The organism is Streptomyces sp. NPDC040718, assembly GCF_055593565.1.
Window position 1 is genome coordinate 235,866 of sequence record NZ_JBVIXO010000011.1, and the last position, 23,961, is coordinate 259,826.

At 71.3% G+C, this 23,961-nt stretch carries 25 protein-coding genes; 11 read left to right on the forward strand and 14 right to left on the reverse strand.

Annotated features, from left to right (window positions below):
* Positions 1-46 precede the first annotated feature (46 nt).
* Complete coding sequence (locus ACZ597_RS26095; RefSeq protein ID WP_471334609.1) at positions 47-388, forward strand: hypothetical protein; 342 nt, start codon at positions 47-49, stop codon at positions 386-388.
* Between the two features lie 77 nt (positions 389-465).
* Here the strand turns inward: ACZ597_RS26095 and ACZ597_RS26100 are convergent, their stop codons facing one another.
* On the reverse strand, positions 466-708 hold the full coding sequence (locus tag ACZ597_RS26100) for a chaplin (RefSeq protein WP_469115572.1): 243 nt from the start codon (positions 706-708) through the stop codon (positions 466-468).
* Between the two features lie 174 nt (positions 709-882).
* Complete coding sequence (locus tag ACZ597_RS26105) at positions 883-1,413, reverse strand: hypothetical protein (protein WP_471334612.1); 531 nt, start codon at positions 1,411-1,413, stop codon at positions 883-885.
* A gap of 282 nt (positions 1,414-1,695) precedes the next feature.
* Here ACZ597_RS26105 and ACZ597_RS26110 point away from each other — a divergent pair, with 282 nt between their 5' ends.
* Positions 1,696-2,097: a rodlin gene (locus ACZ597_RS26110; protein ID WP_471334615.1), complete on the forward strand. Its 402-nt coding sequence runs from the start codon at positions 1,696-1,698 to the stop codon at positions 2,095-2,097.
* 130 nt (positions 2,098-2,227) lie between these two features.
* Here ACZ597_RS26110 and ACZ597_RS26115 read toward each other — a convergent pair whose 3' ends face one another.
* Entirely contained in the window at positions 2,228-2,866 is a 639-nt protein-coding gene (locus tag ACZ597_RS26115) for a vitamin K epoxide reductase family protein (protein WP_471334618.1), read from the reverse strand.
* A 192-nt stretch (positions 2,867-3,058) separates the two neighbouring features.
* Here ACZ597_RS26115 and ACZ597_RS26120 point away from each other — a divergent pair, with 192 nt between their 5' ends.
* A complete protein-coding gene (locus ACZ597_RS26120; RefSeq protein WP_471334621.1) occupies positions 3,059-3,826 on the forward strand; it encodes a DUF6227 family protein in 768 nt (255 codons plus the stop codon).
* Between the two features lie 24 nt (positions 3,827-3,850).
* Here the strand turns inward: ACZ597_RS26120 and pfkB are convergent, their stop codons facing one another.
* Together pfkB and ACZ597_RS26130 are read right to left on the reverse strand one after the other, a co-directional pair.
* The gene (pfkB, locus tag ACZ597_RS26125) at positions 3,851-4,789 is read right to left on the reverse strand and encodes a 1-phosphofructokinase (protein ID WP_471334624.1); all 939 of its coding nucleotides are present in this window, start codon (positions 4,787-4,789) and stop codon (positions 3,851-3,853) included.
* A 152-nt stretch (positions 4,790-4,941) separates the two neighbouring features.
* Positions 4,942-6,501, reverse strand: a complete 1,560-nt coding sequence (locus ACZ597_RS26130) for an MFS transporter (protein WP_471334626.1) — start codon at positions 6,499-6,501, stop codon at positions 4,942-4,944.
* Between the two features lie 62 nt (positions 6,502-6,563).
* Between ACZ597_RS26130 and ACZ597_RS26135 the strand changes: the two genes are divergently transcribed.
* Entirely contained in the window at positions 6,564-7,505 is a 942-nt protein-coding gene (locus tag ACZ597_RS26135; protein WP_471334629.1) for a helix-turn-helix transcriptional regulator, read from the forward strand.
* An 88-nt stretch (positions 7,506-7,593) separates the two neighbouring features.
* On the opposite strand, the gene ACZ597_RS26140 is transcribed toward ACZ597_RS26135, so the two are convergent.
* Entirely contained in the window at positions 7,594-8,571 is a 978-nt protein-coding gene (locus ACZ597_RS26140; RefSeq protein WP_471334632.1) for a sigma-70 family RNA polymerase sigma factor, read from the reverse strand.
* A 578-nt stretch (positions 8,572-9,149) separates the two neighbouring features.
* Between ACZ597_RS26140 and ACZ597_RS26145 the strand changes: the two genes are divergently transcribed.
* Positions 9,150-9,803: a Uma2 family endonuclease gene (locus tag ACZ597_RS26145; protein WP_471334635.1), complete on the forward strand. Its 654-nt coding sequence runs from the start codon at positions 9,150-9,152 to the stop codon at positions 9,801-9,803.
* Here the strand turns inward: ACZ597_RS26145 and ACZ597_RS26150 are convergent.
* The 3 genes from ACZ597_RS26150 to ACZ597_RS26160 all read right to left on the reverse strand — a co-directional run bounded on the left by ACZ597_RS26150 (position 9,800) and on the right by ACZ597_RS26160 (position 13,085).
* The gene (locus tag ACZ597_RS26150; RefSeq protein ID WP_471334717.1) at positions 9,800-10,582 is read right to left on the reverse strand and encodes a dioxygenase family protein; all 783 of its coding nucleotides are present in this window, start codon (positions 10,580-10,582) and stop codon (positions 9,800-9,802) included. The genes ACZ597_RS26145 and ACZ597_RS26150 overlap by 4 nt on opposite strands.
* Before the next feature lie 131 nt (positions 10,583-10,713).
* A complete protein-coding gene (locus ACZ597_RS26155) occupies positions 10,714-12,255 on the reverse strand; it encodes an MFS transporter (protein WP_471334638.1) in 1,542 nt (513 codons plus the stop codon).
* A gap of 104 nt (positions 12,256-12,359) precedes the next feature.
* Positions 12,360-13,085, reverse strand: coding sequence for a TetR/AcrR family transcriptional regulator (locus ACZ597_RS26160; protein WP_471334641.1), 726 nt, complete (start codon positions 13,083-13,085; stop codon positions 12,360-12,362).
* Positions 13,086-13,369: 284 nt separating this feature from the next.
* Between ACZ597_RS26160 and ACZ597_RS26165 the strand changes: the two genes are divergently transcribed.
* The 3 genes from ACZ597_RS26165 (at position 13,370) to ACZ597_RS26175 (ending at position 16,240) form a co-directional block, all read left to right on the forward strand.
* A complete protein-coding gene (locus ACZ597_RS26165) occupies positions 13,370-14,647 on the forward strand; it encodes a M6 family metalloprotease domain-containing protein (RefSeq protein ID WP_471334644.1) in 1,278 nt (425 codons plus the stop codon).
* A 39-nt stretch (positions 14,648-14,686) separates the two neighbouring features.
* On the forward strand, positions 14,687-15,175 hold the full coding sequence (locus ACZ597_RS26170; RefSeq protein WP_471334648.1) for a RidA family protein: 489 nt from the start codon (positions 14,687-14,689) through the stop codon (positions 15,173-15,175).
* A 93-nt stretch (positions 15,176-15,268) separates the two neighbouring features.
* On the forward strand, positions 15,269-16,240 hold the full coding sequence (locus ACZ597_RS26175) for an endonuclease/exonuclease/phosphatase family protein (protein ID WP_471334650.1): 972 nt from the start codon (positions 15,269-15,271) through the stop codon (positions 16,238-16,240).
* Here the strand turns inward: ACZ597_RS26175 and ACZ597_RS26180 are convergent.
* Positions 16,194-17,438, reverse strand: coding sequence for a cytochrome P450 family protein (locus ACZ597_RS26180; RefSeq protein WP_471334653.1), 1,245 nt, complete (start codon positions 17,436-17,438; stop codon positions 16,194-16,196). The genes ACZ597_RS26175 and ACZ597_RS26180 overlap by 47 nt on opposite strands.
* Positions 17,439-17,590: 152 nt before the next feature.
* On the opposite strand from ACZ597_RS26180, the gene ACZ597_RS26185 reads away from it, so the two are divergent.
* The 3 genes from ACZ597_RS26185 to ACZ597_RS26195 are packed head-to-tail and all read left to right on the forward strand — an operon-like array spanning position 17,591 to position 20,026.
* The gene (locus tag ACZ597_RS26185; protein WP_471334656.1) at positions 17,591-18,061 is read left to right on the forward strand and encodes a hypothetical protein; all 471 of its coding nucleotides are present in this window, start codon (positions 17,591-17,593) and stop codon (positions 18,059-18,061) included.
* A gap of 10 nt (positions 18,062-18,071) precedes the next feature.
* Positions 18,072-19,511: a hypothetical protein gene (locus ACZ597_RS26190; protein WP_471334659.1), complete on the forward strand. Its 1,440-nt coding sequence runs from the start codon at positions 18,072-18,074 to the stop codon at positions 19,509-19,511.
* Positions 19,508-20,026 carry a hypothetical protein gene (locus tag ACZ597_RS26195; RefSeq protein WP_471334662.1) on the forward strand — a complete coding sequence of 173 codons (519 nt, stop codon included), beginning with the start codon at positions 19,508-19,510 and terminating at the stop codon, positions 20,024-20,026. Before ACZ597_RS26190 ends, ACZ597_RS26195 begins: the two co-directional genes overlap by 4 nt.
* Positions 20,027-20,578: 552 nt before the next feature.
* On the opposite strand, the gene ACZ597_RS26200 is transcribed toward ACZ597_RS26195, so the two are convergent.
* The 4 genes from ACZ597_RS26200 to ACZ597_RS26215 all read right to left on the reverse strand — a co-directional run bounded on the left by ACZ597_RS26200 (position 20,579) and on the right by ACZ597_RS26215 (position 23,476).
* Positions 20,579-20,986, reverse strand: coding sequence for a hypothetical protein (locus ACZ597_RS26200; protein WP_471334664.1), 408 nt, complete (start codon positions 20,984-20,986; stop codon positions 20,579-20,581).
* Positions 20,976-21,146, reverse strand: coding sequence for a hypothetical protein (locus tag ACZ597_RS26205; protein WP_471334667.1), 171 nt, complete (start codon positions 21,144-21,146; stop codon positions 20,976-20,978). Before ACZ597_RS26205 ends, ACZ597_RS26200 begins: the two co-directional genes overlap by 11 nt.
* A 264-nt stretch (positions 21,147-21,410) precedes the next feature.
* Complete coding sequence (locus ACZ597_RS26210; RefSeq protein ID WP_471334669.1) at positions 21,411-21,719, reverse strand: hypothetical protein; 309 nt, start codon at positions 21,717-21,719, stop codon at positions 21,411-21,413.
* Positions 21,720-21,730: 11 nt separating this feature from the next.
* The gene (locus ACZ597_RS26215; protein WP_471334671.1) at positions 21,731-23,476 is read right to left on the reverse strand and encodes an RHS repeat-associated core domain-containing protein; all 1,746 of its coding nucleotides are present in this window, start codon (positions 23,474-23,476) and stop codon (positions 21,731-21,733) included.
* Positions 23,477-23,961 lie beyond the last annotated feature (485 nt).

A 23,961-nucleotide genomic window follows, 5' to 3' on the forward strand; every position in this document is an offset into this window, starting at 1 on the left:
GTCGCCGCCGGCACCCCTGTCCACGAATAGAAGAGGATTTTCGATAATGAAGCTCTCCAAGGCCGCCGCTGTCGTCGTCGGCTCCGTCGCCGCGCTCGGAGCGGCGGCCCCCGCCTTCGCGGCGGACGCGCCCGCCGTCCCCATGAGCCTGCCGGCCGGATGGAACACGGCGCTGAGCGCCGTCGAGCCCGTCGTCGCCTCGGCCCCCGAGACCCTGGGCATGGCCCTCGCCGAACAGGGCGACACCGTCAACAAGGTCGTCGGCACCGCCCAGGGCGTCAACAAGCTCCGCAACAACGCCCCCGGCGAGGTACTGGGCCTGGCGAACGGGGCGACCAAGGTCTCCCCGCTGCTCGGCGGCGTACAGCTCAACGGCGGCCAGAACTGAGCAGCCCGGGAACGACTGTGGGCGCCCCCGGCGATGCCGGGAGCGCCCACAGTCGTGTGGTGCGGACGACGCGTGCGTCAGTCGTTGATGCAGACGTTGCCGAACGCGGGGTTCAGCGCGCCGATGATGTTCACGGAGTTGCCGCAGACGTTGACCGGGATGTGGACGGGGACCTGGACCAGGTTGCCCGAGAGGACACCGGGGGAGCCCACGGCCGCGCCCTCGGCCGCGGAGTCGGCGGAGGCGGCGCCGGCGGCACCGGCGACGGCGAGACCAGCGGAGGCCAGGGCCACAGCGGCCTTCTTGGCAGCAGTGTTCATGGGAAGTGCACCTTCTCTTCGATGTCCAGCCCCGATCCGGGGCTCACACGAAGCGAAACGGTCCAGCTTCCCGGACGACACGGCCGCGAGCCGAATTGAACCCGAACCAGACCTGTTCAGCCCAATAGTCGTAACCATGCGGCCGGTTCGTCCCCCGCCGCCCTCCCGGCCCGGCTAGCTCCGGATGGGGATGTCGGGGACATCCGGGATGTCGGGCAGCTCCGGGATCACCCCGGTGGCCGGCAGCGCGGGGACCGCCGGAACCGCCGGGACGGCGGGCAGCTCCGGAGCGGCCGGGACCGCCGGGACGGCGGGCAGCGCCGGGAGGTTGACCGGCGGAACGGTCACGGGCAGGTCCGGCAGCTTGATCTCGGGGAGCTTGATCTCGGGAAGCTTCGGCAGCTCGATCGGCGGCAGCTTCACCCCGCCCAGCAGACTCGTGAGGGAGCCCAGCAGGTCCCCCAGGGTCTTGGTCAGGCTGGCGAGGAGGTCGTCGATCGGCCCGGCGGCGACCTGGTCGGGGACGGCCTGCCTGACCTCCTCGATCCGTTCGATCCGCTCCTGCACGGCGGCCGCCCGCTCTTCGACGGCTGCTGCTGCGCCGCCGCCGTCGGCGGCCACCGCGGGGGCGGCCGCGCCGGACAGTATGACGACGGCGAGGGCCGAGGGGACGAGGACGCGGAGGCGGGACGGCTTCGTACGCATGGGGGCTTCCTTCGGGTGGTCGCGAAAGCGGACGGGAACAATCCGCTTCCTCACCCACCGTGCGTACCCTCTCCACGGAGCGCAACACGATCTTGAGCGGCGGGTCCGGCTCTGGGGGCTGCGTACGGGCTTCGCGCAGGCGTCCGCAGCCGCCTCACCCGCACCGGGGAAAACGTCTCCCCCGGGCGGGCCGTTCGAGTGAAGAAGCGGAACCAACCCCCCGGAAGGCCTGTTGGCCAGGGCGCTCCACAAGCGGGCACTCGTGCGACAAAAGGATCAATGATGCTCAAGAAGATCATGGCCGCCGCCGCGGTCACCGCCGCCGCCGTCGGCGCGGGCGCCGCTCCGGCCATGGCCATCGGCAACGACAACGGGATCAACACCGTCAACGGCAACGGTGCCCAGCAGATCTACGGCAACCAGAAGACCACCGGCGACATGAGCCCCCAGCTCGGCCTGGTCCAGGGCACCCTCAACAAGCCGTGCATCGGCCTGCCCGCGAAGGTCAACGCCCAGTCGATCTTCGCCGCGCTCAACATCGGCGTCCAGGACATCAACGTCCTGTCGAACCCGCAGAACCAGCAGTGCACCGAGAACTCCACCCAGGCCAAGGGCGACGAGCCGCTCTCCCACATCCTGAGCAACATCCCGATCCTCTCCGGCAACGGCTCGATCGGCAGCTGACCCCCTCCGCTCGGCCCTTCCGGTCAGGGCCCGCCAGAGCCCGTGGAGCGAAGTGACGAAGTGACGAAGTGACGAGGGCCCCGGCGGCGTCCAGCCGCCGGGGCCCTCGTTCGCGTACGCCCCGCTCCGGTCAGCTCGTCCAGAAGTCCCACCAGCGGGTCAGGACCAGCATCCCGATCACCCCGAGGTGCAGGGCGGGCGGCACCCAGGCGAACTCGGTGAACAGCCCCCGCAGCGGGCCGGGCGCGGGCAGCGCGCCGGTACGGACGTTGCGGGCGGTGACCGCCCAGAACATCAGCAGGGTCGCCACCCACGCCAGGCAGCACCACAGGCACAGGGCGTTGATCTCGTACAGCGACTGGACCATCAGCCAGGCGCAGAAGCCGGTTCCGAAGAGCGTCCCGGCGTTCAGTCCCAGCCAGAACCAGCCCCGGTAGCGGGCGCCGGCCAGCAGGCCCGCGCCGACGCAGACGACGACGGCGTAACAGGCCAGCCCGAGCATCGGGTTGGGGAAGCCGAAGGCGGCGGCCTGCTCGCTCTGCATGACGCTGCCGCAGGACACCACGGGGTTGAGGCTGCACGCGGGCTTGAAGTCCGGGTCCTCCAGCAGGAGGAACTTGTCCAGGGTGATCACCCAGGAGGCGAGCAGGCCCGCGGCCCCGGTGGCCACCAGCAGCCAGGCCAGCCCCCGGGAGGCGCCCTGTTCGCCCTCGGGGCGGATGCGGGGGCGGCCCTGCTGGCGGGGGACGCCCACTGTGTTCGTTGCCATACCGCCCATGCTCCCGCGCAATGTGACGGACCGCCGCGAACCTGGGCCATCCGTACCCAACTTGACCTGAAGGTGTGGCGGGAACCCCTGATGCTTCCCGGACGTTTTACCGAATCCCGGACGTGATGTCAGCACCAGGGGCTACGTTGTGCTTCCGCGAAGTGACAAGCTGCGACGGCCTGGAGACCCACCTTGAGCGATCCGTACGAGACAACCGAGGCGCACCTCGAGCGACTCCTGGGCCGCGCCCTCAACTCCTTCGACCTGCCGGACAGGTTGGTCGAGCGCCTCGGCACGGCGCTCGCCCACAGCTCTTCGCTGTACACCACCCACCACAGCCCGTCGGCGGGGCTGTGGCGGGAGACCCACCGGCACACCTACCTGCTGCCCGACGGGGGTGCGGCCTCCCTGTGGGAGCTGGCCTACCGGCTCGGGGGCGACCGCGGCACCCGGTACGAGGTGTTCGAGAGCAAGGCCGAACTGGGGCTGGCGGTGGCCCGGCTGTTCGGCGAGTCCCCGGCGGAGCCCGCGGCGCACGGCCCGGAGGACGGGGACGAGGGCCTGGAGGGCGATCTGGCGGTGCTGAGCGCGCTGTTCGCGGCCCCGTCGCCGCAGCAGCGCCGCCGCGAGTACACGGTGGAGCAGTCCGCCGACCACGCCCGGCGGGTGCTGCGCCGCGCGGAGAACGCCGACCGGCCCGGTGAGGCGGTGGCGGTGCTGCTGCGCTCGGCGTACGCGCACCACATCACGCAGGCGTTCGGCGGCCGGCAGTGCCTGGCCGACGGGCGGGACGCCGGTTTCAGCCTGTACGAGCACGCCTTCGTGCTGCTGGACGGGGGCGAGTTCAGCCTGTGGGAGGTCGAGCACACGGCGACCCCCGACGGGCGGCACATGTGCGAGGTCTACGACAGTGAGGCCGCCGCGCGCGGGGCGATGGAGCTGCGGGCCAACGTGCGCTGACGCGGCCGGCGGCCGCGGTGGCCGTCAGGCCGCGGACAGCGGGAGGTCCAGCGGCAGGTCCCGGGTGATGTGGACGGCCTCGGGGCGCAGGTCCGCCGGGCCCGGCATGACGCTGCCCGGCAGCTGTACGGCGGCCGCGCCGTGGGCGAGGGCGGAGGCGAGGGCGGCGGGGCCGGTGCCCCCGGCGGTCAGGAAGCCGGCGAGGGCGGCGTCGCCCGCTCCGACGTCGCTGCGGACCGCCGCGACGGGCGCCGTGCCGTGGTGGGCGCCGTCGGCGGTGACCAGGAGCTGGCCCTGCGCGCCGAGGGAGGCCAGGACCGCGCCTGCGCCGCGTCCGACCAGTTCCCCGGCGGCCTTGACGGCGTCGCCGAGGGTGGCCAGCGGGCGGCCCACCGCTTCGGCGAGCTCGGCGGCGTTCGGCTTGACGACGTCCGGGCGGGCGGGCAGGGCCGCCGCCAGGGCGGGGCCGGAGGTGTCCAGGGCGACACGGGCGCCCGCCTCCCGGGCGCGGATGACGAGTTCGGCGTACCAGCGGTGCTCCAGGCCGGGCGGCAGGCTGCCGCAGCAGGCGACCCAGGCGGCTCCGGCGGAGCCGCGGACGGTGTCGAGCAGGAGGTCCGACTCCTGCGCGGAGAGCTCCGGGCCCGCCGCGTTGATCTTCGTGAGGGTGCCGTCCGGTTCCACGACGGCGATGTTGGAGCGGGTCAGCCCGGCGATGGAGACGGCGGTGACGTCCACGCCCTCGGCGGTGAGCAGTTCCAGGAGCAGGGTGCCGGCGGAGCCGCCGAGCGGGAGGACCGCCGTGGTGGAGCCTCCGGCAGCCGCGACGGCCCGGGAGACGTTGACCCCCTTGCCCCCGGGGTCGACCCGCTCCCCCGCGGCCCGGAGCACCGCACCGCGATCCAGCGAGGGGACCTCGTAGGTCCGGTCGAGGGAGGGGTTGGGGGTGACCGTGAGGATCATTGCGAGCCGCCTGTGGGTTCGTGTCCGTTCGCTACCGGATTCTGCCGCTTCCCTCCCACCTTACGCAGAGAACCAGGGGAAAACAAAGAAAAACGGACATACCCGCTCATCAGAGCGGGCATGTCCGCACCTCCGGGCCGGACTCGGGACCGTCAGTGGGCGCCCTCGACGGCCCCTTCGCGCTCCGACATCGGCACCTGCCGACGCGGCAGCACGAACATCACCGCGAAGATCACGGCGAGGACCGCCACGACCCACCACAGCGCGCCGCGGAAGGCCTCGGTGTACGGCACGCCGAGGATCCGGTCGTCGTCGATGGTCCCGAAGAAGACGACGGAGGTCAGCGCGAGGCCGAGCGCGTTGCCCATCTGCCCGGTGGTGTTGATCAGGCCGGAAGCCGAGCCCGCGTGCTCGCGCGGCACCTGCGACAGGATCGTGTCGTTCAGCGGGGCGACGATCAGGCCCATGCCGATGCCCATCACGACCAGCGGGGCGGCCATCTGCCAGGAGGTGATCTCCATGCCGTACCGCTCGGACTCCCAGATGTAGAGGAGCAGGCCCGCGGCCATGACCAGCGCACCGGCCTGGAGCACCTTGCGGCCGAAGCGCGGCACGAGCTTCTCGACCGAGAGGCCCGCGGAGACGGAGACGGCGATCGAGAAGGGGATGCCGGTGCTGCCCGCGTGCAGCGGGGTCCAGCCGAGGCCCATCTGCATGTAGAGCGTCCAGACCAGGAAGAAGATGCCGGTCGCCAGACCGAAGGCCAGCTGGACCGTGATGCCGCCGGCGAAGCTCTTGATCTGGAAGAGGGAGAGCTCGACCAGCGGGGAGCCGTCCTTCTTGATCTTGTACTTCTCGTAGGCGACGAAGACCGCGAAGACGACCGGCGAGGCGATCATGCAGACGAAGCCCCACAGCGGCCAGTCGTTCTCCCGGCCCTGGGTCAGCGGGTAGATCAGCATGACCAGCGCGAGCGTGGCGAGGACGACACCGACCAGGTCCAGCCGCAGGGCCTTGGGGGCCTTGGACTCTGAGATGAACTTGCGGCCCAGGATCACGGCGGCGATGCCGACGGGCAGGTTGATCAGGAAGATCGTGCGCCATTCCAGGCCGAAGAGGTCCCACTCGGTGAGCAGGGCGCCGAGCATCGGCCCGGACACCGCGCCGAGTCCGACGATCGCGCCGAACATGCCGAAGACCTTGCCGCGCTCGTGCGGCGGGAAGGTGACGTGGATGATCGCGAGGACCTGCGGGACCATCAGGGCCGCCATGGCGCCCTGGAGGAGGCGGGAGGCGACGAGCATGCCCGGGTCGGGCGCGATGCCGCAGAGCAGCGAGGCGATGGTGAAGCCGGCGACGCCGACGAGGAAGAGGCGCTTGCGGCCGTAGATGTCACCGAGACGGCCGCCGGTGATCAGGCCGGCGGCGAAGGCGAGCGCGTAGCCGGCGGTGATCCACTGGATGGCGCTGGTCGATGCGCCGAAGTCCTGGCGCATGCTGGGTATCGCGATGTTGACGATCGTGACGTCGACCAGGTCCATGAAGGACGCGGTCATCACGATGGCGAGCGCCAGCCAGCGGCGGCGGTCGGCCGGGGCGGCGGGGTCGCCGGGGGCGTCTGGTGCGGTGGCTGCTTCGGCGGGTGCGTTCCGCTCTTCTCGTACGGGCCCGTTCTCTCTTTCGGGCGATGCCATGGACGTCTCGGTGCTCATGGAGAGAAACCTAGACGGGAACTAGGCCAGGGAGTGTCCTACTTGCCTGGCAATCTTGGCCTATGAACACCACCCCCGCCCGGCTGCTCACCCTGCTGTCCCTGCTCCAGACCCCTCGCGAGTGGCCCGGCAGTGAACTGGCGGAGCGGCTGGGGGTCAGCTCGCGGACCATCCGGCGGGACATCGAGCGGCTGCGGGAGCTGGGGTACCCGGTCGAGGCCACGCTGGGCACCGACGGCGGGTACCGGCTGGTGGCGGGGGCGGCGATGCCGCCGCTGCTGCTCGACGACGAGGAGGCCGTGGCGATCGCGGTGGGGCTGCGGGTGGGGGCCGGGCACGCCATCGAGGGGGTCGAGGAGGCCTCCGTACGCGCCCTCGCGAAGCTGGAGCAGGTGCTGCCGGCCCGGCTGCGGCACCGGGTGGGGGCCCTGCAGTCGGCGACGGTCGCGGTGACCCGGGGCGACGGGCCGAGCGTGGACCCGCGGACGCTGACGGCGATGGCCGGGGCGGTGGCGGGGCCGGAGCGGCTGAGGTTCGCGTACCGGGCGCGGGACGGGGCGGACTCGCGGCGGCTGGTGGAGCCGTACCGGCTGGTGAGCACCGGGAGCCGCTGGTACCTGGTCGCCTACGACCTGGAGCGGGAGGACTGGCGCACCTTCCGGGTGGACCGGGTGAGCGAGCCCTTCGCGACGGGGGCCCGGTTCGTGCCGCGCACGCTGCCGATGGAGGCGGCCGAGTTCGTCCGGCGCGCGCTGCGGGGCGAGCGGACGTACCGGGTCGACGTGTCCTTCGCCGCGCCGCCCGAGGAACTGCCGACGTGGCTGCGGGAGGCGGCCGCCGCGGAGGCGGACGGGGCGCGGGTGCGCTTCGAGACCGGGGACGCGCCGGAGTGGCTGGCGGCCCGGATGGCGCTGACGGGGCTGGAGTTCACGGTGCGCGGGCCGGAGTTCCTGGCGGAGGCGGCCGGGGCGCTGGGCGCGCGGCTGGCGCGGGCGGGGGCCTGAGGCCGGCCCCCGTGCTGCCCGGGCAGGGGGGAGCCCCGGCGCCGGGGGGGGGTAGGCACCGGGGCTCGTTCGGGGGGGGCGGGGCGGGTCAGGCCACCGCGTCGAAACCGGTGTCGCGGGCCATGCGCTTCAGCTCCAGCAGGGCGTGCTTCTCGATCTGGCGGATCCGCTCGCGGGTCAGCCCGTGCTGCTTGCCGACCTCGGTCAGGGTCCGCTCGCGGCCGTCCTCGATGCCGTAGCGCATCTTGATGATGGAGGCCGTGCGCTGGTCGAGCTTGCCGAGGAGGTCCTCCAGTTCCTCGCTGCGCAGCAGGGAGAGCACGGACTGCTCGGGCGAGATGGCGGAGGTGTCCTCCAGCAGGTCGCCGAACTGGGTGTCGCCCTCGTCGTCCACCGACATGTTGAGGCTGACCGGGTCGCGCGCCCAGTCCAGGACGTCGCCCACGCGCTTCTCGGTGGAGTCGAGCTCGGCGGCGATCTCGGCGTGCTCGGGGTCGCGGCCGTTCTCCCGGTTGAACTCGCGCTGGATCCGGCGGATCCTGCCGAGCTCCTCCACGAGGTGGACGGGGAGGCGGATGGTGCGGGACTGGTCCGCGATGGAGCGGGTGATGGCCTGGCGGATCCACCACGTGGCGTATGTGGAGAACTTGAAGCCCTTGGCGTAGTCGAACTTCTCGACGGCCCGGACCAGGCCGGCGTTGCCCTCCTGGATGAGGTCGAGCAGGGGCAGGCCGCTGCGCGGGTAGCGGCGGGCGACGGCCACGACCAGGCGGAGGTTGGACCGGATGAAGACTTCCTTGGCGCGCTCGCCTTCGGCGGCCAGGGCTTCCAGCTCCTCGCGGGCGGGCATCTCCCCGTCGCGCTCCGCCTCGCCGTCGAGGATCTGCCGGGCGTACACGCCCGCCTCGATCATCTGCGAGAGCTCCACTTCCCGGGCGGCGTCGAGCAGCGGGGTGCGCGCGATCTCGTCGAGGTACATGCCGACCAGGTCACGGTCGACGATCTCCCCGCCCGCAGCGCGGGCGCTGCTCGTGGACTGACGACGGGCGACGGCGCGGGTTGCCATGCGTGCTCCCTTGCGATGCGATGAATCGGTCGCGATGCGTCTTCGGACACTCTTCCGAGTGCCCGCTTCCGAAAGGAAACAACGACTGGAATCGGGACAGAATTCCCACGCCGGTCTCCCTTTTTCGAGATCTTGCAGTATCCTGCCCTGCCGCCCCCTGGACCCGGGGGTGGCGGCCTCCTGCGAGAACCCGGGAACGTGCAGGTCAGGCCGGGCTTCGAGGCCGGTTCGGGGGTGCTCGCGGAGCCGTACGGTGACGGCGTCCGTGAGACCGCCGTCACATCCGGTACCGCCCGGTTCGAGCCCGGGGCGGCGCCGCCGTGGACGCGCTCCCATCCTGAAGACGGGCCGTACCGGCTCGCGGTTGCCTGGACTGGCGATCGAATCGCTGGAAACGCGACAAGAGGTACAGAGCGCCAAAAATCACCGGGCATCCGCCCAGGCGGCGGCCGGCCCGCGGACGCGCGTGCGTCGGACGCCTGTCGGACGTGCGTCCGTCCGGGTGATTCGGCCCTCGTGCGGGTGAAGCGCGGGCATATTCCGTCGGCATGCCACATTCCGGCCGTAGCGTGCCGGGAGTGATCGCACACATCCCGCGGCCGTCCCGCACCGCGGCGCCGACGAGCGCCGGTCCCGAACCCGACCCCGATCTGGACAAGGCCCTCTGGCGGGCCTGGCAGGCCATCGACCCGCCCGAGACCTTCCGCGTCGAGATCGTGGAGGGGCTGATCGAGATGTGGCGGGTGGGGCGGCCGTTCACGCACGCCCTCACCGCGAACCGGCTGCGGTCCGGGCTGGCCGCCCACCTGGCCGGGGGCCCGTACGCCCCCTACATGGCGATGTACGTGGTCGGCGGCTACCAGGCCTGGGCCCCGGACGTGCTCCTCGCGCCGGACGACCTCACCGGGCACGCCGCCCGGGGGGAGCTGGGGATCAAGGCGTCGAGCGTGCCCCTGGTCGCCGAGGTCGTCGCCCCGGGACCGCAGGACGTCGCGCGGGACCGGGTCCGCAAGCGCCGCGCGTACGCCCGGGCCGGGATCCCCGTCTACGTGATCGTCGACGACTACGACGGCCACGGCACGGTCAGCGTGCTGACCGGCCCCGTCCCCGACGAGGCGCGGTACGCCTGCGAGGTGCGGGCGCCGTACGGCACCGGGGTGGCCGTGCCCGAGGGGCCGGCCCGGGGCTTCGTGATCGGCGAGCAGATCACCGGGCCGGCCCACGCCCCCTAGACGGCGTGAAGGCCCCCGCCGCCGAACTGGACGGAGCGCTTCGACAGGCCCATCCAGAAGCCGTCCACCGGGGTGTGCTGGGCCGTGAGGTCGGATCCGGCGGCCCCGAGGGTGACGAAGAGCGGGGCGAAGTGCTCCGTGCGGGGGTGCGCCAGGCGGCCCGCCGGGGACTTGGCCTCGAAGTCGAGCAGGGCGTCGACGTCGTGCGCGGCCAGCGCCTCGCGGCCCCAGTCGTCGAACTCGGCCGACCAGCCGGGCACTCCGGGCCCGGTGTGCCGCAGCGCGGCCAGGTTGTGGGTGAAGAAGCCGCTGCCCACGATCAGGACGCCCTCGTCGCGCAGCGGCGCGAGCTTGCGGCCGATGTCCATCAGCCGTGCGGGGTCCAGCGTGGGCAGGGAGATCTGGAGGACCGGTATGTCGGCCTCCGGGTACATCTCGACGAGCGGGACGTACGCGCCGTGGTCCAGGCCGCGGTCCGGGACGTCCTGGACCGGGGTGCCGGGCGCCTTCAGCAGGGCGCGGACCGAGGCGGCGAGCTCCGGCGCGCCCGGGGCCCCGTAACGCACCCGGTAGTAGTGCTCGGGGAAGCCCCAGAAGTCGTAGACGAGCGGGACGGGCTCGACGGCGCCGAGCGCCAGCGGGGCCTCCTCCCAGTGGGCGGAGACCATCAGGATCGCGCGCGGCCTGGGCAGCGCCGCGGACCAGGCGGCGAGCTCGGCCGGCCAGACCGGGTCGTCGGCGAGCGGCGGGGCCCCGTGGCTCAGGTACAGCGCCGGCATGCGGGGGGTCTCGGTGGTCACTGGGCGCTCCTCGGTCGTCCGTGCGGGGTGCCGCGAAAAAAGCGACCCCGCCTCGTTCAAATTTGAACGAGGCGGGGTCCTCAGTCATTCCCGCACGGGGTGCGGCCGCGTCAGTGGGCGATCACCGGGACCTTGATCTCGGCGTCCTCGGTGGAGCCCGAGCCGGAGGCGACCGGGCCGCCGGAGCTCGGACGCCCGGTGTTGATCAGCGTGAACGCGATGGCCGCGCTGGCCGCGAGGATGCCTACGGCCCACCAGATCGCGGACGAGTAGCCCTCGACCATGGCCTGCGCCTGCACCAGCTTCGCGGCCGGCCCGCCCGCCGCGGCCTCGGCCGCGTGGTCGGTCAGGTAGGCGGTGGTCGCGGAGGCGGCGATGGTGTTCAGCAGGGCGGTGCCGATCGCGCCGCCGACCTGCTGCGAGGTGTTGACCATGGCGGAGGCCACGCCGGCGTCGGCGGGGTTCACCCCGTACGTGGACAGGGACATGGCCGGCATGAAGGCCGTGCCCATGCCGAGGCCCAGCAGCAGCTGCGCCGGCAGGATCAGCGCCGGGTAGGAGGAGCCGACCTCCAGCTGCGTCAGCATCAGCATGCCGGCGCCGGCGAGCAGGAAGCCGGGGCCCATCAGCAGGCGCGGGGCGACGCGGGTCATCAGGCGGGCGCCGATCTGGGTGGAGCCCGTGATCATGCCCGCGATCATCGGAAGGAAGGCGAAGCCGGTCTTGACGGGCGAGAAGCCCTTCACGACCTGGAGGTAGTAGGTGAGGAAGAGGAACAGGCCGAACATCGAGATGACGGCCAGGCCCAGCGAGAGGTAGACACCGCCGCGGTTGCGCTCCAGCAGGACGCGCAGCGGCAGCAGCGGGGACTTCACCCGGGCCTCGACGAACACGAAGGCCGCGAGCAGCAGCGCCGAGGAGACGAACATGGCCACGGTGACGGTGTCCGACCAGCCGGCCGACTCGGCGCGGGTGAAGCCGTACACGAGGGCGACCAGGCCCAGGGTGGAGAGGACCACGCCGGGCACGTCGAGGCGGGCGCGGTTGCGGGAGCCGGCCGGCTCGCGGATGACCATCCAGGCGCCGACGGCCGCGACGACCGCGAAGGGGATGTTGACGAAGAAGGTCCAGCGCCAGTTGAGGTACTCGGTCAGGAAGCCGCCGAGGATCAGGCCGACGGCGCCGCCGCCGCCCGCGATCGCGCCGTAGATGCCGAAGGCCTTGGCGCGCTCCTTGGCGTCGGTGAAGGTGACCGCCAGCAGGGAGAGCGCGGCCGGGGCGAGCAGCGCACCGAAGGCGCCCTGGAGGGCGCGGGCGCCCAGCATCATCGCCTCACCGGTGGCGGCGCCGCCGAGGGCGGAGGCCAGGGCGAAGCCGATCAGGCCGACGACGAAGGCGTTCTTGCGGCCCCACTTGTCGGCGATGCGGCCGCCGAAGAGGAGCAGTCCGCCGAAGGCCAGCGCGTACGCGGTGATGACCCACTGGCGGTTGCCGTCCGAGATGCCGAGGTCGGTCTGGGCGGAGGGGAGGGCGATGTTCACGATGGTCGCGTCGAGGACGACCATCAGCTGCGCCAGGGCGATGAAGACCAGGGCCTTCCACCGACTGGGGTCGACGGCAGCCGGCACGGCGGTCGCGGCTGTTTTTGACATGGGGGTACCCACTTCACTGTGCGGATGACTGAAAAATTACTGAGAGTTACTCGGGTGGTGAAAAGTCTTCGGGTCTGCCTTCGGGGCCGGCCTCAGGTCTGCCTTCAGGCCTGCGGCGTGCGCCTGAGGTCGTCCAACGTGGCTGCGGTGCCGGGCAGTTCGGACCTGGCCGGGGCCCGCAGCCCGTCCAGGAAGAGCTGGAGGTGGCGGTGGACGAACCGCTCCACGCCCAGACAGTCGGTCCCCGGCAGGGGGCGGCTGAGCTGGGACAGGGCGACCATCAGGTCGCCGACGCCGATGTCGGGGCGCAGCAGGCCGCCGCCCTGGCCGGCGTCGACCAGCCTCTCCACGGCCGACTCCAACGCGGCCCGGGCGGCGAGGAGTTCGGGGTGTTCACCGTCGAAGCCCGCCGCGAGCATCGGGCACAGGGCGCCGATCCGCTCGTCTGCCGCTCCGTGTGTGAAGCGGCAGAGCGCCGCGAAGGCGTCCGGCTCCTCGGCGAGGGAGTCCTCGGCCAGGGCGGTGACCCGGTCCATCACGTAGAGCACCACGTGGTGGACGAGGGCGGCCCGGTCGGGGAAGTGCCGGTACAGGGTGGCGTTGCCGATGCCGGCCCTGCGGGCGATCTCGTCGAGGGGGGCGTCCGACCCGAACTCCACGAACACCTCGCGCGCCGCCACCAGGATGCGCTCGCGGTTGCGCACGGCGTCGGCGCGGGGCTTCGGTACCCGGCCGGGCGCCGCCGGGGCGGCCGCGGCGCGGGCTTCGGGGCCGGCGAGGTCCACGGCCGCTCGGGGTGCGGCCGCCGGGGTGCGGGCGGGGCTCTTCATTCCGGGGCCTTCCTGGGGCGCGGGATCCGGCGGATCCGTTCGTACGGCTTCCGCCAACCGGGGAGCCGGTCCCCGCTTCGTGGGACTCTCGTTCAAACGGGGATCCAGTCCCCGGTTATTTCACTCGGAAGTGTGACCTGCACCACACTCCCAGGAGGGGCTTTTGCCCCGGTCTCATCCCATTTGGAGGCTTTCGACGCGCGGGCGTGTCGCAATCGTCGGAGGGTGAGCCCACAGAGAGCAGTCCGGACCCGGCCGGCTGCCGCGGACCGAAGGCGATCTCCATGCCGCAGACCCGCCGCCGGATACGCAAACCCTGTCGCACCAGTGCGTTCATCGGCCTCACCGCACTGGCCCTGGGCGTCACCGCCACCGCCAGCGGCGGCATATCCGGCCGCGGCCAGTCGGCCTCCGGCCCCGTCGCCACCAGCGCCGAATCCGTACTGGCACCCTGCCGGATCGCCGGGACCATGGGCGTCCAGATGTCGGAGGGCCTGCCGACCCCGCCCGGGTACTCCCGCTCCACCGGCGAGGTCCGCGCGCTGAACCTGATGATCGACTTCCCGGACGCCAAGGGCGAGGGCACGGCCATGGACCGGCTGGCGGAGTTCTTCCCCCAGACCTCCGACTGGTTCCGCACAAGCTCCTACGGCCGCCTGAACTACCGCGCCGAGTCACCCGTGCGGGACTGGCTGCGGATGCCGATGCCGTTCGCGGCGTACGGGATCGAGCGCGGGTCCCCGTACGAGCCCGGCTACCGGCAGCTCGTCGAGCACATCGCGAAGGCCGCCGACGCCGAGGTCGACTTCAGCCGGTACGACCTGGTCAACATCCTGGTCACCCCGAACGCCGGACCGTCCGCCCTCGACACCGTCCTGTCCGTCACCTTCTCCGGCAACGGCGAGGCGCCGATGGCCGACGGGGTCCCCCTCGCGAACACGTCCTTCGTCTACAGCCGCCAGGACGACGGCTCCGGCTCCTACCGGGAGACCGGCTACCGGGTGCTCCCCCACGAGAACGGGCACGTCTTCGGACTGCCCGACCTCTACACCGCCGACGGCGGCGGCACGGTCGGCCACTGGGACATCATGAGCGAGGACTGGGGCGCCAACAACGACCTCCTCGGCTGGCACAAGTGGAAGCTGGGCTGGCTCGACAGCAGCCAGGTCAGCTGCGCCTCCACCTCCGGCACCACCGACCACGTACTGTCCCCGCTGGCCGTCGAGGGCGGCAAGAAGCTGGCCTTCGCCCCCCTCTCCGAAAGCGCCGGCTACGCCGTCGAGGTCCGCACCCGCGCCGGGAACGACGAGGCCGTCTGCAAGCCCGGCGTGCTCATCTACAAGGTCGACTCCGACGTGGACACCGGGCGCGGGCCGGTCACCGTCTCGGACAGCGCGACCGGCAGCGGCGGCTGCACCCGCCGGCCCAACGTGCACGCCGAGCTGTCGGACGCCCCGTTCCGGCCGGGCGAGACCTTCACCGACGACAAGGCGGGCATCAGCATCGCCGTGGTGGGCGAGCTCGCCGGCGGCCGCTACCAGGTGCGCGTGACCCGGCCCTGACCCCGTCTCTTCCCCCACCGCCTGCCCTGAGGAGCCCCCGTGACCGCGACCCCCACGACCCCCGAGGAACGTCTGGCGGCGGCCGGACTGCGGCTCCCGCCGGCCCCCGCGCCCGTCGCCGTGTACGTACCGGCGGTGGTCAGCGGGCACTACGTCCACACCTCCGGCCAACTGCCCATGGTCGACGGAGCCCTGCCGGTCACCGGCAAGGTGGGCGACGGGGTCACCCCGGAACAGGGCAAGGAGCTGGCCCAGCGGTGCGCGCTGAACGCCCTCGCCGCCGTGGCCTCCGTCGCCGGGGACCTCTCGGCCGTGAAGCGGGTGGTGAAGGTGGTCGGCTTCGTGGCGAGCGCTCCCGGCTTCACCGGCCAGCCGGGCGTGGTCAACGGCGCGAGCGAACTGCTCGGCACGGCCTTCGGCGACGCGGGCATCCACGCCCGGAGCGCGGTCGGGGTGGCGGTGCTGCCGCTGGACGCCCCGGTCGAGGTCGAGATCACCGTGGAGCTTCACACCCCGATGGGGGTGTGAGCGCGGGCTCCGGCGGGCCGCAGAACCTCCGCCGCGCCGGGCGCGTCTGCGGGGCCGTAGAACCTCCGGCGCGCCGGGCGCGTCACCAGGGGCATGACCCCGTACGTGACACCCCGCCGCCGGGGCGCCGCGGCCCGGCTCCGCCCTCCCCGCGGGGGCGTGGTCGCGGCCCTCGCCGTCCTGACCGCCCTGCTGCTGCTGGCGCACCCCTGGCTGCCCGGCGGCCCGGCGAGCGGCAACCCCCGCAGCTTCGTACAGACCTTCCTGCCCTGGACCGGGCTCGCGGTGCCCGTCCTGCTCGCCGCCGCCCTGCTGCGCCGGTCCCGGGGCGCGCTGGCCGCCGTACTGCTGCCCGCCCTGGCCTGGGGGTGGTCGTACGGGCCCGCCCTGGGCGACGGCACGCGGGGCGGCCCCGCCGACCTCACCGTCGTCACGCACAACGTGGACGACGCCAACCCCGACCCGGCGGGCACCGCCCGCGCCGTCGCCGCCTCGGGGGCGCAGCTGATCGCCCTGGAGGAGCTGACCCGGCCCGCGCTCGACGCGTACGAGCGGGAGCTCGCCGCGAGCCACCCGTACCACGTGGTGCACGGCACGGTCGGGCTGTGGAGCACCTTCCCGCTGCGCGACACGGGCGGCACCCCGATCGTGCCGTGGCGGCTCCTGCTGCGCGCCACCGCCGACACCCCGAAGGGGCCCGTCACGGTGTACGTGGCCCACCTGCCCTCCGTCCGGCTGGGCAGCGGCGGCTTCGCCACGGAGCGCCGCGACGAGGCCGCCCGCAACCTCGCCGCCCGGCTGCGGGAGGGACCGGCCGGGCGGACCCTGCTGCTCGGGGACTTCAACGGCACCACCGACGACAGCGCGCTCGCCGCGGTGACGCGGGGCTTCACCGCCGCCCAGGAGGAGGCGGGCGCCGGCTTCGGCCTCAGCTGGCCGGCCCGGTTCCCGGTCGCCCGGATCGACCAGATCCTGCTGCGGGGCGGGCTGACCCCGGTCTCGGCGTGGACCCTGCCGGCTACCGCGAGCGACCACCTGCCGGTGGCGGCGTCGCTGCGGTACTGACCGGCAGCGCGCGCAGGGCGTGGAACCTGAAGGTGGTCGTCCACGCCAGGTCGGCGGCCGGCACGGCGAGCCGGAGCCCCGGCAGCCGGCCCACCAGGGCGCCGAGTCCGAGCGTGAGCTGCGTCCGGGCCAGCGGCGCGCCCAGGCAGTAGTGGAGCCCGTGCCCGAGGGCGAGATGGGCCTTGTCGGCGCGGGCGATGTCGAAGCGGTCCGGCTCCGGGTACCGGGCGGGGTCGCGGTGGGCGGAGCCGAGCGAGAGGAGCACGGTGTCGCCCGCGGGAACGCGTACGCCGCCGATCTCGACGGGCTCGGTCGGGAAGCGGCGGATGGCGGTGTGGTTGGCGAGGGAGTGCCGCATCAGCTCCTCGACGGCGTCGGGGAGGAGTTCGGGCCGCTCGCGCAGCAGTTCCTCCTGCTCGGGATGGGCGAGGAGGGTGAACAGCCCGTTGGCGATGAGGTGCTGGACGTTTTCGCTGCCGGCCATGAGGATCAGGAAGGCGAGCGAGACGAGTTCGTCCTCGCTCAGCCGGTCGTCCAGGTCGCGGGCGGCGATCAGCCCGGACAGGACGTCCTCGCCCGGCAAGGCGCGGCGCTCGGCGACGAGTGCGGTGAAGAAGCGGTGGATCTCCCCGACAGCACGGGCGAGTTCCTCGCGGCCGGCCGGGTCGAGCATCGTCAGGACCCATCCGGAGAACCGCTCGCGGTCCGCCTCCGGGACGGCGAAGAGGTCGCCGATGACCTTCAGCGGCAGCGGCCTGGCGAACTCGGCGACCACGTCGGCCGTCCCGTCCGCCTCGACCCGGGCGGCGAGCCGGCCGGCGAACAGGTCCACCGCGGCCTGGATCGACGTGCGCATCCCCTCGACGTGCCGGGGTGTGAACCCCTGCGCGACCAGCCGGCGCAGCCGCAGGTGGTCGTCGCCGTCCATGTTCAGCAGGTTGGCGTCCAGCGCCGGGGGCAGCTCGAAGCCCTTGAAGCCGCTCCCGGCGTGCCGCTTGTCCACGGACAGCCGCGGGTCGGCCAGCCCCCGCCGCACATCGGCCTCGTGCGTGACCAGCCACACCGCCGACCCGTCGGGCAGCGCGACCCGGTGCACGGACCCCTGCTCGCGCAACCGCGCGTAGACGGCGTACGGATCGGCCCGGAACCCGTCCCCGAACGGCTCCGGCAGAACCCCTGCCTCGACGACCCCGCCCATGACTCCCCCACCCCTCGCCGACGGCCCCGCACGCGCCGGATCACGGAACCAGGTTAAGAGGCGGACTCCTCCCGGCAGCGGGCAGGTTCGAGCCCTGAAGACCGACTCTCATTGCTGCTGTGCCGTCCGCCCGAGCGTGATCGAATGGCGCCATGGTGTGGGATGAATGGGAACGGGCGAAGCTGGACGCGGCCGGTACGCGCCAGGTGTCGACGCGGCTCAACCAGCTGACGAGCGGACCCGGTGGCGGCCAGGACGCCCTGGTCGTACACCAGGATGATCTGGGCGACGTGGGTCACGAGGCCTTCCTGCTGCACGGGCAGCTGCAGACGCAGGCCGACATCGCGGGTGCCGGCGCCGACGGCTCGGGAAGCGGCTCCACGATGCAGGCTGCGGCTTCCCTCAAGGCGGCCGGCCTCTCGCTGGGCGGCGCGCTGGAGACCACCGTGTCCGTGTGGACCTCTCAGGTGAAGACCGTCCTGCAGGCTTGCGCCCACATCTCGAACCACCTGGACCACTCGAAGAAGGCGCACGCCGCTGACGACGAGGCCATCGCGGCCTCGCTGCGCAACCGTGACGGCTCTGCCGTGTCGGTCTCCCGGATAGACGAGTACCTCAAGTAGGGGGCAGGGCATGGACTACTCGGACCTCATGACACTCGACCTCACGAAGCTGGGGTCCGCGGTTCAGGACTGGAAGCGCATGGCCGACGCGCTGCAGGGCCTGGGCGCGCAGGCGCGCGACGGGGCGAAGGCGAAGGCGGACAAGGCCCGCTGGGAAGGCGTGAACGCCGGTGTGACCCGCGCCTTCGTCGGCAAGACGGTCAAGGAGGTGGAAGACCTCCACGCGGAGGCCGAGAGCATCTTCGGCATCCTCCAGGACGCCCACTCGGAACTGGTGGCCATCCAGCAGCAGGCGAGGAACCTGACCGCCGATGCCAAGGAGAACGGCTTCAACGTCCGCGTGGGCCAGGGCGGATCGGTGACGATCGAGGATGCCGTGGTGTGTGAGGTGGACGGTCCCGGACAGCGCAAGCAGGACCTCATGCGCTGGTACGCCGACAGCCTGGGCTCGGTGCTGAGCCATGCGGCCGAGGTCGATGCCGCTGCCGTACGCGCCCTGCGCGGCAGCCACGGGGCGGATCCGTACGACGCCGGCCACGCGACGTACACGTCCCTCGACGAGGACATGCTCCCCCGGGCACTGAAACTGGCCGGGCTCGGCGCAGACACCGACACCGGCCAGCGGAAGGAACTGCAGCGGCTCTGGCAGTCCCTCGGACCCGAGGCCCGGGCCCAGCTGTGGACCCGGCACCGGGACGACCTCCTCGCGGCCGGCTTGCTCCGTCCCCAGGTCAAGCAGGTCTCGGCGGACAACGGCGCTGGACCGTACGACGTCGAATCGCCGGGGATATCGGACTACTGGAAGGAGATACAGGCCAACGGCATCTCGAACTCCGGTGACTTCATGGGCAAGACCGACGCGGCCCGGCACATGGACCACTATCTCAACGGCAGTGGCAAGACGCTCGATCTGGACGTCGACCGCATGCTCGCCGACGACCCCGCGCTCCGGGACGAGGTGGCGAGGATACGGGCAGCGGAGCAGGACGAGTGGCGGCAGCAGGCGCTGGAAGCCTTCGAGAAGTCCGGCGGCAAGCCCGTCGCCATCCCCGTGGAGTCCGGCAGCACCGGGTACGAGCACTCCAAGGGGCCGGACGGCACGAACAACTGGTACCTGGCCGTGGGCAGTGGCATGACCAACACGACCGGAGTGGTCACCGCCGTTCCCGGACCCGACGGGAAACCGCAGGTCAGCATCGACTACCAGGTCAACGTGTGGGACCGCTACAACTGGGACCCGGGCAAGGCCACGCCGATCGGACCGACCACCGTCACCGATGCCGACATGGCCCGTATGCACACGACAGGACTGGCCAGGGAGTTCGACATGCGAGGAAGCAGCTCGGTACAGCGGCACGACCTGTCGGCAGGGGGATCCTGGCCGGCACCCGAAGACACCGGGCGGGACGGCACCCGCACGGACATCGGCCGCAATTCGGCCGCCCGGTGATCCGCGCGCGGACGCCCGCCGTGGCGGCGGTACTGCTCGGCACGCTCGCCGCCGGCTGCTCCGGGGCGTCCGGTGCCACGAGCGGCGGGGAGGCCCGCCGGACGGCGGACGCGGGGTCTTCGGCGTGGGAAGAGGGCGCCACCGTGGATTCCGTCGCCCGGGCCCTGCACGTGGCGGTCCCCCCGACGGCGACCCGAACCGCGGCGGCGCACCGCAAGGGGCACCAGGACGACGGGTTGATCCTGTCCTTCGTCCTGCCTTCGGAAGCGGTGGACCCCTTCCTCGCCCAGCTGGATCCGGACCGGCCCCTCAGGCTGCGCGAGCAGCCGTTCGCCGCGGAGGCGACTCCGGCCACACCGTTCGCACGCCTGGGGCTCCCGGAGCCGGATTCGCTCCCCGAGATCAGGGAGGGTCAGGTGTGCGCTCCGTGCAAGGGCGACCTGAACTGGCTCAAGGTCGCGGTGGCTCAGATCGACGAACGGAGCAGCCGGATCTACCTGAGAGGGGTCGACTGACGCCCGCGGGAAACCCTGACGCGGTCCGGAGTGCAACCCCCCGCCGCAGCCTCCCGAGCAACTCCCCCGCCCACGTCAAGATCACCCGCACCCCGGCAGCCCGAGCCCGTGAGCACACAACTCTGCCTACGGATCATGCGCCACCCGCTACACTGGCCGCGGTGGCTACGCCCTCACAGGCTGCCATCGCCGCCTTCGCCTTCGTGGGCCTTGCGGAAAACTCCGAAACTGCAGGTCAGGGGCTTGCCTCAGGCCCGCCCTGGAACGCCCTTCTCGGATTCCAGGAACGCGTGAGGCCCCTTCGCAGGTCAGGTTGGGCGGCCGTTACCCCTCCTCCCACCATCGAAGCCGCAGTCAGCGCGCTCCCCGGGTGGGGCAGGATCGAGCTCGAGTCCCGCTGGCCTGAGGGACGTACAGGTTCAAGTCCAACACCACCAAGGGCATGACCAGCAGGTGCCGAAGTGATCGGTTTCCGAAGGGAGCCATCACCCCGTTCAAACGCATCGCGCCACGTATGACCCTCTGCCGGCTGCTGGGCTGGGCCCGTGCCTGTCAGGCGTAGTCGGCCGGATCCGGAATCCGAAGGAGATCAGCCACGAGGTGAGCCTCAGCTTCGTAAAACTGGAGGCGGAGCTCCTCGCCGTCGGGCGCCTTGTACTCAAACACCTGCATCCCAGGACGCCAGCTGGGGCGGCAAAATGCCCGGCCGCCAACGGGCAGCGTCACCGGACGGCGAGCCGGCCGCTTGAACACCGCGTCCTCCGCATCCCGCATCAGCTTCCCATACACAAACCCACGTCGCCCCAACCCCTGCTCCCACGCGACCCGGCAGGGGATGCCGACACCCTCCCCGTTCATAACCCCCGTCACCCGCCGGGCCGCCCGACGAGCTATGACCATCCGCATCAACACCCCCGCAACCAGCGCAAATAGCGACAGTAACACCCATTCAATGATCATTCCCATCTCCCACCCCCAGAAAGAGACGCTGCTGCGAGGCAGCCCACCCCACCTTACGGCCCACCTTCGTCACCTTCATATGGTTCATCACGCCGACGGCAAGGCGCCGATATGTCCTGATCGCTTTGACATCGACATTGAAGCCCCACACCTCAATCACGACCACATAGTCGGCAACTTCTCGCTAAATCGGGTCCCCTCTACACCTTAGCCGCCTTTCTACGCTACAGAGGACCCCGGAGTCACCATGGATCGAACCAAGGAGACTCCGGGCTGTAATGCAGCCTATGCGTCAATTCACGACGCTAAACGGTTCCCTAGGCCACACAGCCTCGACTATCGCCGAACTGGCCACCCGTCCGCTCAAGCAGAATCGGTCCGCCAGTCAGACTGGCGGACCGATTGGGCTAAGTAGCGGTTCTGGTCAAAGTCCTTCAGTCACCCGCAGGGCCGAGGCAAGGGAGCTGAGGAAACAGCACCCCGGCGCATGCCCCTTGGAAAGGTTCCAGAAGAACCCGGTGGCCAGGAGTGCGACGAAGACACCCGCAACGATCACTGCCCCCACCCCGTGCCAGAGGAAGAAGACGAAGCCTGCGACGGCTACCCAGACCGCGAGGGGTAGCCACTCGGACCTCAGCACAGCGAGCACCGAGACTCGCGTGCGGCCCGGCGCGCCGGCCGGAGGCCGCTCGAGCCTGATGTGCTTGGGCGTTCCGCAGAACTTCTGGTCCATGGCTACGTCCGTCATCGTCCGAAGCGGTTGTTCAGGGCTTCACGTGTGGTGCGCAGGAGTGCCGGGCCGCGCGAGGCCGTGTGGGCAATGGGATTGCCCCCCGCGAAGAAACCGGTCGTTCGCAGGTGTCCCCCCTTGGCTGCCCATGCCGCCCTGCTTGATCCACCCCTGGCGAACGCGAAGAGCAAACCTCGGCCCCATAGAGCACCGGAGGCCATGCCGATTGCTTCGGCCTTACCCGTCTTCAGCAGGAACTGGGAAGCTCCCTGTTCCTTCTCTTCCTCCGATGCGACGGCCATGTGAGCTCCCAGCCCCGCAGTGAACAGGGCGGCGGCGCCCACGACGAACAGTCCCATCCCACAAACCGCCGAGGCGATACATAGCGCAGTTCCCACGCCTGCCAAGACCTTGATTCCTAGATCCACGCCCTTGTGTTTCCACCAGGTCGAATTGCCTGCGGTGGCGTTCCACGCCCCCTTGAAGTCACCGGCCACGATATTAGCGACGAACCCCTTCTTCTCCGGCTTCTTTGCCGCCTTTTTAGCCTTGGGAACCGGAGTCGAATGAGATGAGGCTCCATAGCTACGAGAGGACCTGCAGTCGGGGTCATGGCGGCAGGCGGTCTTGGCGCGGGTCTTCTGCCTGACGTATTCGGGTGCCGGGGTGCCACGGTTGGCGTGGACTTCCCGTTCGTAGTTGTTGCCGTAGCCGGTAGGCCTGGTGCCGCCGTTGGTGCAGGTGTACATGCCGCTGCGGCACTCGTCGAGGGCTTCGCCCGTGGGGTCCCATTCGGTCAGCGGACTGTTGTTGCCGTACTGGTAGCCGTTGTGCTGGCGAGGGTCTTCCACGACCATCAGCGGGTCCACCGACAGGAAGCGGCCGAGTACCGGATCATACTCACGTGCTCCGAGGTGGACGAGGCCGGTCGCGTTGTCCTGGGTGCCACCGACGAATCCCTTCTCGCCCGGCCATGCGCTCGGGGCAGTTCCGCGTTCCTCACCAAACGGCTTGGTAGCGCGCCGCTGGACCTGGAGCGTGGCGGCGTCCACCGCAGTGGTGCCGGTGTTGTGGTGGTCGGCGGCGACGTAGGAAACGTTTCCGTCGGATCCACGCACGATGGCCGTGCCGCCCGGCGTGGCGTAATAGCGCGTGCCGGAGACCGTATTAGTGCCGGTGCTGAGGGTCAGCTCGGTGGACCCGAGGTACAAGGTGGTCTTGCCCGGATCCCTGCGCAGCAGGCGGCTGCCATCCGCGTCATAGAGGTACGTGGAGGTACCCGCCTCGGAGGTCACCGAGGCCAGGTCACCCTCGGTATTCCACGTCAGGGACTGCTTGCCGCCCGTAGCGTCCGGGCGGGTGAGGGTGTTGCCTGCAGCGTCGTACGTCCTGTCGGCGGTGGCTGTGGTCCCGGTGCCGGTCTTCTTGGTAGTGGAGGTCGGCGCGTGCGGCTGCGGGGATCCGGGGGCCGGGTAGGCGTGCGTGGTGGTGACTGTTTTGGCGCTGTCACCCGCCGGATCGTGGTCGGTGGAAGAGATGCGGTTGCCGGTCACGTCGTAGGTGAAGGACTGCCAGTACGGGGCGGGGCCTCCGATCTGGCCGGACTGCGGGGTGGCATTGACGCAGTTGCCGATGGCAGGCGTTGATGGAGCGGGCCGGGTAGTCGTGGCTCCGGTGTCCGTCCAGGCCTCGGTCAGCCGGCGGAGGTGGTCGTAGCTGAAGCACTGGGTGTCACGGGCGGCTCCCTGGATGTTGGTCACCGAGGTGACGTCGCCGGCCGGGGTGTAGGTGTAGTTGGTGACGTCGACCGCGGTGCCCGAGTCCTGCTTGTTCAGCTGGGTACTCAGGAGGCGGCCGGTTGCCGGATCGTGGACGTTCGTGAAGCTGGTCTGCTTCGGGTCGTCGCCGAAGGTCGTCCGCTCGACCTGGCCGAGCTCGTTGTAGTCGGTGAAGTTGACGTAGTTGACGTTGTCCGAGCCGTACGAGACCGGAAGCCCGTTGGTGTTGCGTCCGGTGGTGAGCCGCTCAGCGGGCAGGCCGCCCGCGGCCGGCAGGGTGTTGCGGCGCTCCAGACCCGTGATGGGGTCGTAGGTGGTGCTTGCGGTGTAGGTGCCGGTGAGGGCGGGCTTCGCCCCGTTATGTAGACATCTGCGAATTATGCGACCAAGTTCAGGCTACCTGAGTTGATCGAGCGTTGTTCGAACTCGATCGGGCTGATGTGGCCGAGTGCGGAATGGCGGCGCCG

What these genes read in the sequence shown, in the direction of transcription:
- ACZ597_RS26165 (WP_471334644.1), top strand. Translation starts at nt 13,370, where the DNA reads ATGCCGCAGACCCGCCGCCGGATACGCAAACCCTGTCGCACCAGTGCG.
- ACZ597_RS26200 (WP_471334664.1), bottom strand. Translation starts at nt 20,986, where the DNA reads ATGATCATTGAATGGGTGTTACTGTCGCTATTTGCGCTGGTTGCGGGG.
- ACZ597_RS26210 (WP_471334669.1), bottom strand. Translation starts at nt 21,719, where the DNA reads ATGGACCAGAAGTTCTGCGGAACGCCCAAGCACATCAGGCTCGAGCGG.
- ACZ597_RS26100 (WP_469115572.1), bottom strand. Translation starts at nt 708, where the DNA reads ATGAACACTGCTGCCAAGAAGGCCGCTGTGGCCCTGGCCTCCGCTGGT.
- ACZ597_RS26180 (WP_471334653.1), bottom strand. Translation starts at nt 17,438, where the DNA reads ATGGGCGGGGTCGTCGAGGCAGGGGTTCTGCCGGAGCCGTTCGGGGAC.
- ACZ597_RS26190 (WP_471334659.1), top strand. Translation starts at nt 18,072, where the DNA reads ATGGACTACTCGGACCTCATGACACTCGACCTCACGAAGCTGGGGTCC.
- ACZ597_RS26140 (WP_471334632.1), bottom strand. Translation starts at nt 8,571, where the DNA reads ATGGCAACCCGCGCCGTCGCCCGTCGTCAGTCCACGAGCAGCGCCCGC.
- ACZ597_RS26160 (WP_471334641.1), bottom strand. Translation starts at nt 13,085, where the DNA reads ATGAAGAGCCCCGCCCGCACCCCGGCGGCCGCACCCCGAGCGGCCGTG.
- pfkB (WP_471334624.1), bottom strand. Translation starts at nt 4,789, where the DNA reads ATGATCCTCACGGTCACCCCCAACCCCTCCCTCGACCGGACCTACGAG.
- ACZ597_RS26095 (WP_471334609.1), top strand. Translation starts at nt 47, where the DNA reads ATGAAGCTCTCCAAGGCCGCCGCTGTCGTCGTCGGCTCCGTCGCCGCG.
- ACZ597_RS26150 (WP_471334717.1), bottom strand. Translation starts at nt 10,582, where the DNA reads ATGCCGGCGCTGTACCTGAGCCACGGGGCCCCGCCGCTCGCCGACGAC.
- ACZ597_RS26115 (WP_471334618.1), bottom strand. Translation starts at nt 2,866, where the DNA reads ATGGCAACGAACACAGTGGGCGTCCCCCGCCAGCAGGGCCGCCCCCGC.
- ACZ597_RS26130 (WP_471334626.1), bottom strand. Translation starts at nt 6,501, where the DNA reads ATGAGCACCGAGACGTCCATGGCATCGCCCGAAAGAGAGAACGGGCCC.
- ACZ597_RS26185 (WP_471334656.1), top strand. Translation starts at nt 17,591, where the DNA reads ATGGTGTGGGATGAATGGGAACGGGCGAAGCTGGACGCGGCCGGTACG.
- ACZ597_RS26135 (WP_471334629.1), top strand. Translation starts at nt 6,564, where the DNA reads ATGAACACCACCCCCGCCCGGCTGCTCACCCTGCTGTCCCTGCTCCAG.
- ACZ597_RS26175 (WP_471334650.1), top strand. Translation starts at nt 15,269, where the DNA reads ATGACCCCGTACGTGACACCCCGCCGCCGGGGCGCCGCGGCCCGGCTC.
- ACZ597_RS26105 (WP_471334612.1), bottom strand. Translation starts at nt 1,413, where the DNA reads ATGCGTACGAAGCCGTCCCGCCTCCGCGTCCTCGTCCCCTCGGCCCTC.
- ACZ597_RS26110 (WP_471334615.1), top strand. Translation starts at nt 1,696, where the DNA reads ATGCTCAAGAAGATCATGGCCGCCGCCGCGGTCACCGCCGCCGCCGTC.
- ACZ597_RS26155 (WP_471334638.1), bottom strand. Translation starts at nt 12,255, where the DNA reads ATGTCAAAAACAGCCGCGACCGCCGTGCCGGCTGCCGTCGACCCCAGT.